The 16,462-nt window shown below is 35.0% G+C and carries 11 protein-coding genes and 1 pseudogene; 4 read left to right on the top strand and 8 right to left on the bottom strand.

Translation table 11 applies throughout. The features are described 5' to 3' along the window. Positions 1-159: 159 nt before the first annotated feature. Both HMPREF0077_RS04795 and HMPREF0077_RS04790 read right to left on the bottom strand, forming a co-directional pair. On the bottom strand, positions 160-993 hold the full coding sequence (locus tag HMPREF0077_RS04795) for an alpha/beta hydrolase family protein (protein WP_004836845.1): 834 nt from the start codon (positions 991-993) through the stop codon (positions 160-162). A 1-nt stretch (position 994) separates the two neighbouring features. Further along, a complete protein-coding gene (locus HMPREF0077_RS04790) occupies positions 995-2,368 on the bottom strand; it encodes an NAD(P)/FAD-dependent oxidoreductase (RefSeq protein ID WP_004836844.1) in 1,374 nt (457 codons plus the stop codon). Positions 2,369-2,486: 118 nt separating this feature from the next. Between HMPREF0077_RS04790 and HMPREF0077_RS04785 the strand changes: the two genes are divergently transcribed. Genes HMPREF0077_RS04785 through HMPREF0077_RS04775 form a run of 3 tightly spaced genes read left to right on the top strand, consistent with a single transcriptional unit; the run spans position 2,487 to position 5,266 of the window. Next, positions 2,487-3,170, top strand: coding sequence for an AzlC family ABC transporter permease (locus HMPREF0077_RS04785; protein WP_004836843.1), 684 nt, complete (start codon positions 2,487-2,489; stop codon positions 3,168-3,170). Beyond that, positions 3,163-3,483, top strand: coding sequence for a branched-chain amino acid transporter permease (locus HMPREF0077_RS04780; protein ID WP_004836842.1), 321 nt, complete (start codon positions 3,163-3,165; stop codon positions 3,481-3,483). Before HMPREF0077_RS04785 ends, HMPREF0077_RS04780 begins: the two co-directional genes overlap by 8 nt. Before the next feature lie 43 nt (positions 3,484-3,526). Then, a complete protein-coding gene (locus HMPREF0077_RS04775; protein WP_004836841.1) occupies positions 3,527-5,266 on the top strand; it encodes a hypothetical protein in 1,740 nt (579 codons plus the stop codon). A gap of 52 nt (positions 5,267-5,318) precedes the next feature. On the opposite strand, the gene HMPREF0077_RS04770 is transcribed toward HMPREF0077_RS04775, so the two are convergent. Next, a complete protein-coding gene (locus HMPREF0077_RS04770; RefSeq protein ID WP_004836840.1) occupies positions 5,319-7,379 on the bottom strand; it encodes a glutamine synthetase III domain-containing protein in 2,061 nt (686 codons plus the stop codon). 368 nt (positions 7,380-7,747) lie between these two features. Beyond that, positions 7,748-10,288 (bottom strand): magnesium-translocating P-type ATPase, encoded by a 2,541-nt coding sequence (gene mgtA / locus HMPREF0077_RS04765; RefSeq protein ID WP_004836839.1) that lies wholly within the window; start codon positions 10,286-10,288, stop codon positions 7,748-7,750. 519 nt (positions 10,289-10,807) lie between these two features. Between mgtA and HMPREF0077_RS11170 the strand changes: the two are divergent. Continuing rightward, positions 10,808-10,906: pseudogene (locus tag HMPREF0077_RS11170) on the top strand (hypothetical protein); the annotation flags it as partial. 211 nt (positions 10,907-11,117) lie between these two features. Here the strand turns inward: HMPREF0077_RS11170 and HMPREF0077_RS04760 are convergent. From HMPREF0077_RS04760 to HMPREF0077_RS04745, 4 genes are all read right to left on the bottom strand, one after another. After that, entirely contained in the window at positions 11,118-11,492 is a 375-nt protein-coding gene (locus HMPREF0077_RS04760; RefSeq protein ID WP_004836838.1) for a hypothetical protein, read from the bottom strand. 147 nt (positions 11,493-11,639) lie between these two features. Further along, on the bottom strand, positions 11,640-12,830 hold the full coding sequence (locus tag HMPREF0077_RS04755) for an AAA family ATPase (protein ID WP_004836836.1): 1,191 nt from the start codon (positions 12,828-12,830) through the stop codon (positions 11,640-11,642). A 122-nt stretch (positions 12,831-12,952) separates the two neighbouring features. After that, on the bottom strand, positions 12,953-13,615 hold the full coding sequence (locus HMPREF0077_RS04750; protein ID WP_004836835.1) for a hypothetical protein: 663 nt from the start codon (positions 13,613-13,615) through the stop codon (positions 12,953-12,955). A gap of 116 nt (positions 13,616-13,731) precedes the next feature. Then, the gene (locus HMPREF0077_RS04745; protein ID WP_004836834.1) at positions 13,732-15,975 is read right to left on the bottom strand and encodes a pilin N-terminal domain-containing protein; all 2,244 of its coding nucleotides are present in this window, start codon (positions 15,973-15,975) and stop codon (positions 13,732-13,734) included. Between the last annotated feature and the right edge of the window lie 487 nt (positions 15,976-16,462).

Below are 16,462 nucleotides of genomic sequence, written 5' to 3'. Positions count from 1 at the left end.
TATCTCTTTTTCATCTTTATTATCGACCTTTTATAAAAAATTAAAAAATATAATTCATTTGGAAATTTTTCTTAACGAAAATTATTACTTAACCATAAATTTTCAAAAAAAGACAGGAGCATACCACTTTTCCTATCCTGTCTTTTATCTTATCATATTTTATTTTCTATCTAAATCTTCAAAGAAATTATACATCTTATCAAAAACTAAGATCCTACAGTCTTCGTTTTTGAAAGAATGATCAGCCCCTGCGATTTGCTCGTAAATGGCATCTGGGAAAGCCTTTTGGAGTTTTTCGTTTGAGTCATTAAAGACTAAATCGTCCCTATCTCCCCTAAGGATTAGAACCCTTCCCTTGTATTTAGAAGCTTGTCCATAGATGTTTTTCTTTAGGAAGTCTATCAAAAAGTTCTTGTGAAGTTTTACCCCTCCCACATCTACACAATCGACGCTAGCTATTATCTCTGGGTAAGACTTATTGCCATCTATCTTGCTATACTTATTTGCTAATTCACCTTCAAACATGGTCTTTGCCATGACCTTTATATAGTCAGGATTATTCATATCACTTGCTGGGGCAAGCAGGCACATAGCTTTTGGCTTTAGCTTGTGGGCCTTTAGGCTAGCTATTACTCCACCCAAGGAATGACCCACCCAGTAAAGCCTATCCTTATCTACATAGGCCTTTATTTTTGTAAAATCATGGATTAGTTCTGCCTCGGCTTCCTCCCTACTTACTGTCATATCATAGAAGCTTCCGTCTGATTCACAAGTTCCAGAAAAATCAAATCTTACTACAATATAGCCACGATCTGTAAGATATTTAGCGTTTTGCACCCTAAAAAAACAGGAGCCATTCCTATCTCCACCAAAGCCATGAAAGATAATTACTGTTGGATATTTTTTATTTTCATCAAAATCATCCGGAGTATTGACTACTCCCCTCAAGACGATACCGTCTTTCTTAGTAATTTGTGAATAAATGTATTTCATCTTATAACTCGTTTAGAATCCTTGCCATTTCTACACCAGAAGCTGAAGCTTGGGATAGGGAGTGGGTTACTCCTGATCCGTCTCCTAGGCAGTAGAGTCTTTTCTTTTTAGTTTCAAATCTTTCGTCTACATCTACAACAGAATTGTAGAATTTAACCTCAATACCATAAAGAAGGGTATCATCATTAGCCATACCTGGAGCAATCTTATCTAGTTGATAAATCATCTCGATTATATCGTCAAGTTGTCTTTTTGGCATTACAAGAGATAAATCTCCTGCTGTTGCATTCAAGGTTGGATGGGTAAAAGACTTAGCCATCCTTCTTTCTGATGAACGACGACCCTTTATCAAATCACCAAATCTTTGCATCAATACTCCCCCACCAAGCATGTTAGATAGTCTTGCTATAGACTCGCCATATTCGTTGGAGTCCTCGAAGGGTTCAGTAAATTTGTTTGTTACAAGAAGGGCGAAGTTAGTATTTTCTGATTGAAGTTTTGGATCTGTAAATGAGTGGCCATTTACTGTCAAAATTCCATTAGTATTTTCTGTTACCACATGACCATAAGGGTTCATACAAAAAGTCCTTACAACGTCATTGTACTGCTTGGTTTGATACATTATTTTTGCTTCATAGACATCATCTGTTATATGCTTAAATACTTCGGCAGGAACTTCTACCCTCACACCTATATCAACCCTATTTCTTTTTAGACCTACTTCGAATTTATCGCAAACATCTGCTATCCACTTAGAACCAGACCTACCAGCAGCAAGGACTAGGTCATCTGCCGAATAAGTTTCCTTGTCTGTGCGAATAATATATTTGCCATCTTCGTAATTAACTTCATTTACCATGGTGTTAAATTCAAAATCTATGGTATCTTTTACATAATCATAGATTCTTTGTAGGATGACCTTGTTTCTATCCGTACCAAAATGACGAACCTTGGCTGATAGAAGGTGGAGGTCGTGACGAAGACATTTAGTCTTTAGGTCGTTTTTGTCTGTTGAGTAAAGCTCAAGATCATCTCCCCCATCAAATTCCATTAGGACTGAGTCGACATATTCCATAAGCTCCATTGCTTTTTTTTCTCCTATGTATTGATGAAGGTCCCCACCAAAGTTTGTGGTTATGTTGTACTTGCCGTCTGAAAGAGTTCCCGCTCCTCCAAAACCGTACATTATGTTGCATGGCTTACATCCTATACAATAATCGACTTTTCCTTCTGTTATTGGACAAGTTCTATTAGCTACTCTCCTGCCAGCATCAATTATCAGAGCCTTCTTGTCTGTCTTTAATTTTGTTAGCTCATAGGCAAGGAAGGCTCCGCTTGCTCCTGCGCCTACTACTACGATATCATAGTTTTTCATAAACACTCCTTTACATAATTAGCCTATTATATTATACAAGTTCTATGTCTATATTGAAACTATTATTTATTTTTTAACAATCTTGTGATAGAATGTAGTTAATTTATAAGGAGATATTATGAAAGAAGCATTTAAAAAAGCATTCCCTTACACAATCCCAGTTATAATAGGCTATGTATTTTTGGGAATTACCTTTGGAATTATGGTTAGTCAAGAGGGTTATAGGGCTATCATGGCCCCAATTATATCCTTAACTGTGTATGCTGGAAGTATGCAATTTGTCTTATTACCCCTGCTTAAAACCGACATTACTATACTAGCAATTATCATCCTTACCCTATCAGTAAATGTTAGGATGATGTTTTATGGTTTGTCCTTACTAAAAGAGTTCAAAAATTCGAGGTCCAAGTTATTATTTATCCTGACCCTATCAGATGAGTCCTTTGCCCTTGATACTTCTATCAAGGTCCCACAAGGAGTCAATAGGGGAGATTTTTTTCTTGCTATAGGCATTATTAACTACCTAGTTTGGGCTATCGCATCATACATAGGAGCCTTAATTGGCAATATGATTAGCTTTAATACTTTGGGCATGGATTTCGTTCTGACAGCCCTCTTCCTAGTCCTCCTAGTTGAACAATTTAAGGCGACTAGAAATCACAGACCTATGATGATTGGTCTATTTATGTCAGTTGTGGCCCTACTTATTTTTGATCAAAACAAATTTATGATTCCTGCCCTTGTGTTAATTATAATGAGCCTACTAGCTCTTAGAGGAAAGGTGGAAGATTATAATGAATAGAATAATTACAATAATAGCAGCCTCTGCCCTTACTACCTTTTTAATCAGGTCTACTCCCTTTATATTTTTTACCAAAAGGAAGCTTCCCGACCTTATCAAATATTTTGGTAGATACCTTCCCTTTGCCCTCATGCCCCTCCTAGTGGTTTTTGCTTTAAGAAATATTGATATAGCAAATTACCCTTATGGGCTAGCTGAAATGATAGCTTCAATTCTTGTAATCTTCCTACATTTTAAGTACAAGAAGCTATTTTTATCAATATCTGTGGGAACTCTTGTATATATGTTATTAATTCAAATAGTATTCGTCTAGTTTTACGGTAAAGTAATAAGAGATTAGAATATTAGGAGTTAATATGAATAAAGAAATATCAATATCAAACAACAAAGCAATCCTAAACTTCTCCAAGGCCTTCTTTAACAATACTGACGACCTTCTAAGAAGTAACGGATTTTACGAAGTTCTAAAGTCCTTTGTTCAATTCCATAAGGACAATCACACAAGGATCTATAGCTACCTAGAAAAATTCTTCAGGGCAAGTGATGTAGACCAACTATCCAGTGAGCTTAGGGATATTACAAAAATCCTTACAGTTATGACTTTAGATGAAATTAGCGATAAAATCAACAAATATCACGACCTAGACAAGGAGCGTGATGCCCTACTAAGAATAGTCGAAGATATGTACGACTATTGGAGAAAGCTAGAAAGATATTCAATAATCGAGAAAAACGCCGATAAAGAAGGCCTTGAAGTTGAAAACTTCTTAGGCTCAAATATCAAACTAAAAGAGATGATTCTTGAAATCTACAGGAAAATAGAAGTTTCAATAACTGGCAAGGTTCAAAAAGTCTTTAGGCAAGTTCCAGCAGGAGCTAACTCATCTGTCATAGTTAGAAAATCCAAAATCGCCTACCCAGACTATTGTTCTTGGCTAAACAAAATACCTTTTATAACAAAAGTAATGATAGAAACTCCTTACATCACCTACACCAAATCCAACAAGCGTGATGGTTTCTTTAAGGAAGTTTTCGAAAATCCTATAGCCGATATCAATATTGATACAGAAGAATACCTCTGCTACCCAGCAAAAATTGCAGATAATCTCATCTATGTCTACTTCCACATAGACTACATCACCCATGGTATCTCAGCTTCCAACCTCTTTGAACTTGCAAGTGAAGAAGAAGTTGTAAACACCAAGCCTGATGGCATCTATGTATTTGGAGTTAAAGATACTAGAGACCTAGATATCTTCTATGAAGATAAAGAAAACAATCTTTTCATAGGCTACTGCAACTTCGCCGACAAGAAGGACTACTTCGGCTATCTAAAGAAAATGTGCCTAACCCTAAACAACATCATCTCCATGAGAAGGGGCTTCCTTCCAATCCATGGAGCTGGAGTAAATATAGTCCTACAAAATGGCAAGAGTGCAAATATAGTAATACTCGGAGACTCAGGAGCAGGTAAGAGCGAATCAATCGAAGCCTTCCGTTCCCTTGCCAAGGAATACATCAGAGATATGACTGTAATCTTTGACGATATGGGTTCCTTCAGACTCGTAGATTACAAGGTCCTAGCCTACGGTACAGAAATCGGTGCCTTCGTTAGACTAGATGACCTAGACTCTGGCTACGCCTTCAAGCAAATTGATAGGTCTATCTTCATGAACCCAGACAAAATAAACGCAAGATTGATTATGCCAGTAGCCGATCACAAACAAATCATGGAAGGCTATCCAGTAGACTTTTTCCTCTATGCCAATAACTACGATAAACTCGAAGAAGACGAAAAATCCATCAGTCTCTTTAAAAGCAAAGAAGAAGCCATCAAGGTCTTTAAGGCTGGAGCAAGAATGGCAAAGGGCACAACCACCGAAGAAGGCCTAGTAAAATCTTACTTCGCCAATCCTTTCGGCCCTTACCAAAAACAGGAAATGTGCGATAAACTCATAGACCAATATTTCGATGTGCTATTTAAAAACAAAATCAAAGTCGGAACAATTAGAACCCAGCTAGCCATAGCCAATATGGAAACTGACGGTCCTAAAAAATCCGCTAGAGAACTTTTTGAAATAATAAAAGCCCTATAAAAGTAAAAATCGTCCCGCATCCTGCTGGGACGATTTTTCTCTATAAAGCTTTCTACAAGGTCTTTAGCATGTCAACATAATTTGGCATAGAATAATTTTCTCTCGATATCAATTTTTCCAACAAATCTGAAATCTTGCGGAAATCATCTGCCACTTTTCTAGTTTCTTTTTGTAGGTAAAAGGCCTTTTCTTCTATATCTAAAATTCCTTCGCTCTTATCGATTATCATAGAAATTTTATCAGAATAATCCAAAAGCTCGCCGACTGCTTCATTAATCTTAACAGCCCTAAGTCTTAGTTTCTCATTTTCCACAAAGGACAAATAATCCTTGATAACCTTAATCTCCCTCATGGCTGAAGGAAGGATTTCTTGGTGAATCAAGTTGTTTATAATCTCTAGTTGAGAGGAGAAAAACTTGATAACATCCTCAAACTCAACATTGATAAAGGAGTCTATTTCCTTCTTGCTAAAGATACCAACCCTAGCGAAAATATCATAAACGCCAGCATCCTTACCTGCCTTTAGGGCATCTAGGAAGGTCGGATAATTTTCAAGACCTCTTTTTTCTGCCTCCTCTTTCCAATCATCGGAATAACCATCACCTTGGAAGAGGATATTTTTATTTTCTAGATAAATTTCCTTAATAACACCGTAGGCTTCATCCTTTAAGCTCTCCTCATCTACCTTACAAAGTCTTTGATAAATCTTCTCCAAGCTTTCTGCCATAGCAATATTAATAACAGTATTAAGGTCAGCAGCTGATTGAGAAGACCCGAGCATCCTAAACTCAAACTTATTTCCAGTAAAGGCTATAGGAGAAGTCCTATTCCTGTCTGACGCATCGGTACTCATCTCTCCCAAATGAGGAATCTTAACCTTATTGAGGATAATTTTTTCCTCAAAATCATCATTAGCTATTGCCCTTAGGACTTCCTCCAAATCGCAACCTATAAACATAGAGATAATAGCAGGAGGTGCTTCATTACCACCCAACCTATAATCATTGCTGACAGAAGAAGCAGCAATCCTAATTAGATTTTGATACTTGTTGCAAACTTCAACCATAGCTGCCAAAAACAAGAGGAAAATCATATTATTCTTAGGGTCCTTGCCTGGAGAAAAGAGATTTTTGCCATAATTAGTAGCTAGAGAATAATTATTATGCTTACCAGAACCTGCCATATTCTTGAAAGGCTTCTCCTTTAAGAGGCAAACCAAATCATGCTCTAGGGCAGTCTTTTCCAAGATATACATCAAAAGCTGATTATTGTCCACAGAAATATTGGCATTCTCAAACATAATAGCTATCTCAAACTGGTTAGGGCCAACCTCATTGTGCTCTGCTTCCATGTAGATGCCCAAATCATAAAGTTTGCTGTTGACATCCTCATAAAAATCATTCACCCTTTGAGGAATTGCCCCCAGATAATGAGAAACAAGCTCCTTTTCAACCATAGGGTCAGAACCAACCAAGGTCATGCCCGAATATTCCAAATCAATCCTTTGATCAAAATATTTCTTATCAATCAAATAAAACTCTTGCTCAAGACCAACCTTAGCCTTAACCCTATAAGTAGGCTCATCCTTCAAAAACAAATTACAAACTTTGGAGGCTTCTTTACTAACCATATTCATGGACTCAATTAGAGGAAGCTTCTTGTCTAGCTTCTCCCCATAAAAAGAAACAAAAACAGAAGGAATATACAAGACCTTATCCAAAATAAAAGAATTGGCAGTCAAATCCCAATATGTATAGCCCCTAGCCTCGAAGGTCGAACGCATCCCACCTGATGGAAAAGAAGACGCATCAGGCTCGCCTATTATAAGTTCCTTACCAGAAAATCTATTAATAGGATTATGCTTATCATCCCTATTCAAAAAGGCAGTCTTCTTAGTAGCAGTCTTGCCATTAAGTGGCTGAAACCAATGGGTGTAGGAAGTCGCCCCCTTAGCAATAGCCCAAGCCTTCATAGCATGAGCAATAGAATCGGCAGTCTCCCTGTCCAAAGTAGCATTATTCCTAGCAGCCTCTTTCCACTTCAAATACACAGGATAAGGCACATTCTCCTTCATAGTCTTCTTATCAAAAGCTAAATTCCCAAAATCTCTCAAAATACACTACCTCACATCTTTCTACAAGAAATTTACTTTTACATTATACCACGCCAAAATAAAAAATAAATTTGATGAAAAAAAGAAAGTGGATATAGTTAATAACTAATATCCACCAAGTGCTTATCTAAATCCCAACAAAAACTTCGACTAATTTTCTTATAGCTTCCAAGACCTCGTCATTATATACTCCCTTATCATATTCCATCCCACATTATTTAATACAGGATTGTCATGTTTATATTATATATCATATAGTTAAGGCTATGAACTCGTCTAGGAAGCTTTTACTTGCTTATTTCATCACACCAAAAAGACCGCAAGTTTTATCTTACGGTCTTTTTATCTTTTGTATTTAGTCTTATAGCCTAGTTAGAAGTTTTTCTGGAGAAGGAGTTGTGTTTGTAGAATCTTTTCTTCATGATTTCTGCTACTAGGGCGTAGATTAGGGATATGGAAAGCATGGAGATTAGAACCTTGATAGGTAGGGCGATTAAGCCTAGGTAGGTGTTTAGTGGGCTGTATATTATTGCAAGTAAGGATATGCTTACAGCTAGTATGGATAGGATTAGTTTTTTGCTAGCCTTACTTTTTATGACTGGTCTTGCAGTTCTTACTATTAGCATTACAACCATAGCTGAGATTACAGATTCTAACATCCAAGCAGTTTGGAAGAGTTTTTCATCCGCCCTAAAAATTATCATCATGACAAAGAAGGTTACATAGTCAAATACTGAAGATGTTATTCCGAATACTATCATGAATTTTTTGATGAATTTCATGTCCCATTTGACCGGACCCTTTAGCCAAGCTCCGTCTACCGAGTCTGATGCGATTTGCAAGGAAGGAAAGTCGGTTAGTAGGTTGGTTAGTAGGATTTGTTTTGGTAAGAGGGGCAAAAATTTTAGGAAGAGACTTGCCCCTGCCATTGAAAACATATTTCCAAAGTTTGCGCTAGTCGCAACGAATATATATTTCAAGGTGTTAATAAAGGTTCTTCTGCCTTCTATTATTCCTGATAATAAGACCTTGAGGCTATTTTGTAAGAGGACAATGGCGGCAGCATCTTTTGCAGTGTCAGCTGCCGAATCGACTGAAATTCCTACATCAGCTTGTTTTATGGCGGCTGCGTCATTTATGCCATCTCCCATATAGCCTACTATCTCGCCTGCTTCTTTGTAGGCTCTGATTATTTTTTCCTTCTGATTTGGACTTATTTCGGCGAATATATCAATGTCTAGAACTTTTTTGTTTAGTTGGCTTAGTGAATATGAACTTAAATCTTCTCCAAGCAAGATTTTGTCAGGGTCAAGTCCAATTTCCCTTCCAATGTGTTTGGCTATTTCTTGGTTGTCGCCAGTTATCATTTTTAGACAGACTCCTAGCTTATCCATTTTTTCGATTACATCTTTGACATCTTCCTTTAATGGATCCATAAATAGCAAGAAGCCCTTAAATATCATGCCACTTGCCTTCTCTTTTTCAAAGTCAGTATCATCGTTTAATTCCTTGTAGGAAAGGGCGAGGACTCTGTAGGCCCTGCTTGAAAACTTGTTAAATAAATCAAATATTTGCCCTCTTATTTCATCAATATTTCCAAGCGAACCATCTGCCTTTTCGTAAGAATCACATATATCGACAACGCTCGCAAAGGCACCTTTTGTAAGCATAAGATTTTTATTTGCTAAGTCAGAGCCAGTCTTTACTATTACACTTAAAAGTTTATTCTCAAAGGAGTAGGGAATTTCATAAAGTTTCTTGTAGGAAGAAAAGTCTTCCTTCTTTAAACTTAGGATTGCTTCATCAATAGGATTTGCGTAGCCTTCTTGAAAATATGAATTTATGGCAGCAAATTTATACAAGCTATCAGATTTTTCTCCCCTAAAATCTAAACAATAATCAAGCTTGACCTTTCCCTGTGTGATTGTCCCTGTCTTATCTGAACACATGATTGTCATAGAACCGAAGTTTTCTATAGCATTTAATTTCTTTACTATTACCCCTTCCTGAGACATTCTCTTAGCCCCTTGGGATAAATTCACACTTATTATAGCTGGCAACATTTGCGGAGTTAAGCCAACAGATAAAGCCAAGGCAAAAATAAATGAATCCAAGAAAGATTTATTTAGGATAATATTAAATATAAATATCAAGCCGATTAAAATACTTGTAACTCGTAAAATTAGGTTGCCAAAATCCTTGATTCCCTTTTCAAAATCTGTATCAGAATCCTTTTGGCTAAGTGATGAAGTTATCTTGCCAAACTCAGAATCCTTTGCCAAATTAACTATAAGAGCCTTAGCTGAGCCACTAATAACATAAGTCCCCATCCAAAGAGAATTTTTCCTTTTAGAAAGAGCAGTCTTTGCGGGGATTTTCCCAACTAGCTTTTCAACAGGGAAGGTCTCACCCGTTAGGCTTGACTCATCAGTCGTAAGGGCATTACCCTCAAGAATAAGGCAATCAGCAGGTATCATATCTCCTGTCTTTACACTAATAACATCACCAATTGTCAAATCTGCATTGTCCATTTCTCGAAAAGTGCCATCCCTTAAAACATTAGAAGTAACACTAACCGAAGAAAGGAGTTTCTTTACAGCATCCTTGGCCTTGCTTTCGTGAAGGTAGCTCAAAAATGAAGAAATAAAAATAATAATCAAAATAATTATCCCATCAGAATAATCCTTCAAAAATATAGATAAGACTGCTGCAAATATAAGAATCATGGTTATGGGACTCTTAAATTGAGACAAAAAAATCATAAAATTAGATGAAGATTTCTTTTCCTCAAAAACATTTTTGCCATAACTATCAATCCTATCCAAAGCTTCTTGGCTGGACAAACCAGCCTCACTAGAATTTAACTCTTTTAAAATATAATCTTTATCATATGACCAAAAATCTTTCATCATCGCCTCCTAGTTCTTTCAATATATATCAAGAAGCAATAAAAAGCAATAAAAAAGTCAAAAACTCCTAGAAATTATGGAAATTCAAAAAAGATCCTCACGTCGCTGTCGCTCCTCGACGGTAGTTTTCGGATTCGCCTTATAAGCTAATGCTCATCTCGAAAAGCCTCGATTAAGGAATTTCATCAGCTCGCTTTGCTCCCTGTGACAATTCCATTAAGGATGACAGTAGGATATCATTGCCAACGGACGAATCCTTCCTGTCATTCCGACAGAGAAATCTCAGATTTCGACGAGGAATCTCACAAGTAATACTAAGAGTCAAGCGAACCTAAGATGAAAAGAGAGAACCTCACGCCCTTGCCAACGAGATACTAAGAAAGCAACTCTTCTAGATGACTGTGTGAAATTTTGTGCATAGAAACCTCCTGATTAGGGTAAGTAAAAACTAATCAGGAGGAATTTTTATGCCAAGAAAAAGACAAGAAACAAAGAAGCAAATATTGGCTCTTAGTATTAAATAAGCTAAAAGAAAAAGGAGTAGAAGATATACTAATAATATCAACAGACAACCTACCTTGTTTGTATAATTCTATACAGTTCTTTTTAAATTCATAGCTATATTTCATAAAAATACCCTCCTTACTGCTTTGTCCAGTAAAGAAGGTACATATCAATGTCAGGATTTAGGTTGATACACAAAATTATTTACAGACCCGATTAATACTATAATACGTTTTTTAGCAACAAATAAACAATTTTCATAATGAATTTTCAATCTTTCTTTAACGCCATTATCTTTTAGCTTGCCTAAATAAAGATAACAGCACTAATCTAGCATCAAATCATATATGCCAAGTTTATCTTTGCGCTTTGACTTTTTTATAGACTCAGTAAGTTTTTCTATATCATCCAAATAATTAATGGCATACTCATAACTTTTACGGTAATTCTTATTATGCGATTTGTAAAATTCACTAGCCTTAACAGTAGATTTCTTTTTTTCAAACTCCTTATATAAGTTATCATAGTGGATAAAAACTAATTCGATTTCATGTGCAGTATAAAAGTTAAATACTTTGTATCTATTATAAGGTTTCTTTAAACTCAAATTCTCATTTCTAGAATCTAATATTCTAAATATTATTAATTCTTTATCATAATCTAATTGCAAAAACTCACTAATTAACTTATCTCCACTCATCCTCAGATGAACTTTTTCTAAGACTAGGCCTGTCTGCCAAACTTGAGCTTATTATTATCTAACAAAATATCAATAATTGCCCGCTCCGTTTTACCTTCGAATAAACATAAAATATAACAATTATTAAAATCAACTTCATTAAGCTTCTTAATTTTGTTCATTAATGACCTCGTTTTTAATGTAATTCTTAAAAGTCATAACACTCTTGTAGCTTGGTGAAGTTCCCTTTATATAATTAGACAATATAATATCACTCTTTTTAATGTCATTTCTTTTCACATATTCGCTCAACAAATTAAGTTTAGCCCTATTACTTTCATTCCTAGTAAGAAGATATATATTATCTAACCTCTCCATAAAATCCATTAATTCTGGATAGTGGGTAGAAAAAATAATAGTCGCACCCTTCTTATTAATAAGTGGATCTTTAAATAAATCAATAAAAGTCTTAACCAATTGCTTGTTAAAGTGGTTTTCCAATTCATCAATAATTAAATATCCCCCTGTTTTCAATACATCAAGGGACATATCAACAAGACTATTGCCCTTGATAGTACCAGAAGATATAATCTCTCCCCAGGCATTCCTATTACCAGATGAATAAAAACCATTCGAATTTTTAAATTTCAATATAACATTACTATCAACATCATCATTCTCATGCTTAATATAGTCAATATTACTATCAAATAAATTCAAAACCTCTGAACAAACACTATTATCTACACTCAAAAAATTAGAATTAACATTATCAATCATTTGTCTAAGTGGCAAATTAACACTTTTTGTTATTAGAGTGACTATACTATCATCCATCTTTAACAACTGGGTTATAGAATCATCTAGATTATTCCTAACAACATCCGAATTAGACTCGTCCAATCTCTCCTCAATAAATTCTTTCAAATTGACCTTGGATTTAATATTTGACTTATTGATACTCCTCAAAAATTCATTTCTATAAACAAACTCAGGATGATTTTGATTTAATCTTTTTTCTATAAAACATGACAACTTGTGATAACTTTCCTTATAATAAAAAACAACGTCAAACCCAAAATCATTACTAGAAGCTAAAATCAAATTATTCGTCTCATTCAAACTCTTATTATTAATCACAATCCCTAAGATAAAATCAATAATCTTGAGTAAAGATGTTTTTCCAACAGCATTCAACCCAACCATAGAAATAATAGAATTAGTATTTATACTCCCACCAATATTGTAGGTTCCGGTATTTTCTACAACCCTATCGTTAGTAAAAAAGTCAAAATTGACTTCGCCATCAAAAATATTAATATTTCTAAACTTGATATTTAAAATCTTGATGATCTCCATATGCCACCTCCTAAAACTATTATACCATAAAAATTAGCTTTAAACGTATTTTACGTTTAAAGCTAATATAGATTTTATGACGATATTCACTTAACTTAGGATATGCTTGACCAATCAGCTCCCTACTTATCCTTATAATTTTTCTTGTCAAAATTATCTATATAAGTCTTAACTCTCCTTGGTAGGTCTGACCATTCTTCCTTGCTATATTTGATATATTCCTTCATCAAATCCTTGTTATCAGCTACTTCTATCTTATCGGCATTTACTCCTGGGCCATCTGTTTTAACTAGGGGAACTCTTATATGTGGTTTTTGTTCAGTCTTTGGGGGATTGGATTTTCTGTAAGATATAGCAATATCTAGATCACTATCTAGCTTTTCACATTCCTCTTTAATCTTATCTTGCAAGGAATCACAATTTTTATTTTCTTCATTCAGATACAATTCTACTGAATTTTTAATAGCCTTATTTCTTGTCTTATAGTATTTTAAGGTCCCGAGGCTTCCTAGGTCGGCTTTGTTATCCAAATCAACCTCTGCCTGCATATTTTGTAGGCTTAACACATCCTCTTCCAGATGCTCTAAGTCAGTCTTGTATTTTTCAACTAGCAAAGAATTTATACTAGAAAACTGAGATGTCTTTACTGTCTCATAAGCTATTATTACAGATACAATGGATACGACAATAGGCGTAAATTTTTTTAGGAATTTATAAAATTTTTTAAATCCTTTGTGAAGCCTTTTCCTTATTGTTGATTTCTTCATATTCAGTTCTTTTGTCATATTATTTTCTCCAATTATCTTACTAAACCTCAAAGCTTAAAATAAAAGAGGCAAGCTGCCCCTTTTATTCCTATTATCCTACTGTATATACTAACATGTAAGATTCATTTTAATTATTAAGCTTCTCTAGCCTCAGATCTTTTGTAAGCTACGAATGCGAATGTCATTATAGCAACACCTGCTACGATAAAGATTAGTGAGCCGATACCACCTGTTTTAGGAATTGATACTTTGATATTTTGTACTCTTTGTCCTCTTCCTTGTACAGTGTTATTTTCATCTACCAATTTATAGTCTAAGTGTGTTGTTGTATCTCCATTAGCTGGACCATTATATGAGTCTTTTCCTACTACAAATGTAGCAACTTTGTCTTTATTTGAAGGAAGTTCGTATCCTGCTGGAGCTTTTGTCTCTTCTAGGTAGTAGTTTGTTGTTTTTCCATCTTTATCTTTAGACCAAGCTAGACCCTTAACTTCAAATCCACCATTTTTGTTTGATGTGAAGATGTAAGCATCATTTGCTGTTTCTGTCCATTTCCAAGATAGATTTAATTTTACATATTTCTCGTCTCTATCTTTCTTTAGTTGTTTAATAGATCCTGTTACAGTGTCTGCTCCATCTAATTTTGTAAGCTCTTGTTTTTCATCATCTGTTCTCTTAGTCTCATCTTTTAAAGTAATTGCATTTCTTCTTTCAATTGCTTTTAAGTAAGCTGTTTGAGCATCATCATATGCTTTTTTATTAGTAGCTAAATCTGCTTGATCATTAAGAGTTAGATATAGTTTCTTATTTCCTTCACCATCTTTCCAGATTCTAAATTGAGTGCCTTCAAGTGGTGTTGTGTCGCTTTTACTATCAACTTTTACAAATTTCTTTCCACCTGTAACAACCTTTGGAGGTGTTGGTGTGATTGATGTTGGTGTAGGATTGTTTTCGATTGAAAGCATTCCTGCTTGATTACCTTTTGTATATTTAGGTGTAAATCCGTTTACAAACTCTTCAACCTTATATTGTTTTGTATTATCAAGTCCTGTAAATTTACCTGAATAATCACCTGTTACTTCAAATTTGATACCATTATCTAAGTCTGTTTTATCAACTGTTTGTGCAGCAGTAAATGTTACGTCAGCAACTGACTTGCCATCTTGTGTTAATACATATTTAACTTTTTCAGCTTTTTCTGTACTACTCCAAGTTTTAGTAATGTTTATTTCACCATTTTTTGGTTGAACGTCTGGTGATGGTTTTGGTGGTTCGTGGTTGTATGTGATTGTAATGTTGTTGTCCATTTCATCATCAGCAACTGCATCTGTTGTAACTACACCCTTGTAGTTAAAGTCTACATAAATATCTTGAGTTTTAGCAGCTGCGTTAAGTGTTTTAAGACCAGCTTCTGTGAATGTTAATGAAAATCCAGATGTTGTTTCTGTAATTGTATAATCTGTACCTTTGGTTAAAGCTTTTTTTGTTGCTTCTGCTTCGTCAGCAGCTGTATTGTAAGATACTTCCATAGATCCTTTTTTAAATTCAATTCCTCTATCAAAAGTATCGGCAAGGTCTAAATTTCTAAAGAATGTTTCTTGTGGAAGTTTAGCTTTTGCGTGGTAAGGAATTTCTTTACCGATATCAGCTGTTGCTTTTGTTTTTTCTTTTTCATAATTTCCTATAACAGCTCCTACATCTTTTAATGTATTAGGGTCTGTTATTGCAGAAAGTCCATGTTTCTTTGCAAAGTTCTTGTCAAATTCTACTTTTTTATCAGTATTTTTTGGATAAATGTGTAGTTTGTCAGTTGTTGAGAAGTTTCCAGAACCGTCTGGTTTACCTGCTGGAAGTTTTAAATCAAAAGGTACAGCTAATGAACCTGTTAAGTTGTTCACATAAGTTGAATTAGCTTTATCTTCTATGATTCTATAGTTTCCTTCTCCAAGAGTTGCTTCAAATGTTCCATTATCTCCTGTTATAAAGAAATCTTTGTTTTTAGCTTCATCTCTTACTAACTTATAATATTTGTTAGCATCTAAATCTGATTTGTATTTTTCTAGGCTTGTATCATCACCTTTTATAAATCCAGCTTCTTGAGCATCTTTTACTTCATAGATTCTAAATGCTACGCCCTTTGCTTCTTTAGCAGATTTTCCAAAATATTTTCCAATATCAGTTATTTGTGAACCATCGTGTTCTTTAGCGTCTTTTCCAAATGCTTTCCAGTCATCTTCATTCATAAGCACTTTATGAACTACTATTGTGGTAGAATTTGGATTATTTTCGTTGTTAGCACTAGCATTTATAAACGGTGCAGCAATGATACCAAATACCATGGCGAATGCTGTTAATAATGACAAAATTTTCTTTTTCATAATATTCTCCTTTTTTATTTTTTGTCAGTGTCGCTATGGGGTGTGACAAGGTATGTACTTATCATCTCCGGCTGTGTGGTCTCGAGTTTGTGAGTTCCCTCGTCGAAACTCTCCGAGTTTCTCTGTCGGGATGACAATGTTACACATTGTCACTTTTTCAGAAAGGTTTGCGACTTACCTTTCCTGCTGGTTGTCCAGCTTCTTATAGGGTGGGGCTCTTGTGATATACCAATAAGTCCATCTATAAATAGTTATTATCTGATTCTTGGAGTTTTCCCCTCTTACTATGTTTAGGCTCTTGCCTATAAATCATAGTTTCCCTTTACTATATTATATCATAAAGTTAGGGTTTGCAACATTTTTCTTGCTATTAAGCTAGATCATCTGATTAGCTTAGCTTATAGCTTGTTTATAATTATAGGCAAGAGCCTAATAATTATCATTTCTCCCTCCCATGGAAGGAGGGCTTATGAATTAGCACATGGCT

The sequence above is a fragment of the Anaerococcus tetradius ATCC 35098 genome, assembly GCF_000159095.1.
Lineage (GTDB): Bacteria > Bacillota > Clostridia > Tissierellales > Peptoniphilaceae > Anaerococcus > Anaerococcus tetradius.
This window is presented reverse-complemented; position numbering and strand designations above follow the sequence as displayed.

What these genes read in the sequence shown, in the direction of transcription:
- HMPREF0077_RS04785 (WP_004836843.1), top strand. Translation starts at nt 2,487, where the DNA reads ATGAAAGAAGCATTTAAAAAAGCATTCCCTTACACAATCCCAGTTATA.
- mgtA (WP_004836839.1), bottom strand. Translation starts at nt 10,288, where the DNA reads ATGAAAGATTTTTGGTCATATGATAAAGATTATATTTTAAAAGAGTTA.
- HMPREF0077_RS04790 (WP_004836844.1), bottom strand. Translation starts at nt 2,368, where the DNA reads ATGAAAAACTATGATATCGTAGTAGTAGGCGCAGGAGCAAGCGGAGCC.
- HMPREF0077_RS04795 (WP_004836845.1), bottom strand. Translation starts at nt 993, where the DNA reads ATGAAATACATTTATTCACAAATTACTAAGAAAGACGGTATCGTCTTG.
- HMPREF0077_RS04775 (WP_004836841.1), top strand. Translation starts at nt 3,527, where the DNA reads ATGAATAAAGAAATATCAATATCAAACAACAAAGCAATCCTAAACTTC.
- HMPREF0077_RS04745 (WP_004836834.1), bottom strand. Translation starts at nt 15,975, where the DNA reads ATGAAAAAGAAAATTTTGTCATTATTAACAGCATTCGCCATGGTATTT.
- HMPREF0077_RS04750 (WP_004836835.1), bottom strand. Translation starts at nt 13,615, where the DNA reads ATGACAAAAGAACTGAATATGAAGAAATCAACAATAAGGAAAAGGCTT.
- HMPREF0077_RS04755 (WP_004836836.1), bottom strand. Translation starts at nt 12,830, where the DNA reads ATGGAGATCATCAAGATTTTAAATATCAAGTTTAGAAATATTAATATT.
- HMPREF0077_RS04780 (WP_004836842.1), top strand. Translation starts at nt 3,163, where the DNA reads ATGAATAGAATAATTACAATAATAGCAGCCTCTGCCCTTACTACCTTT.
- HMPREF0077_RS04760 (WP_004836838.1), bottom strand. Translation starts at nt 11,492, where the DNA reads ATGAGTGGAGATAAGTTAATTAGTGAGTTTTTGCAATTAGATTATGAT.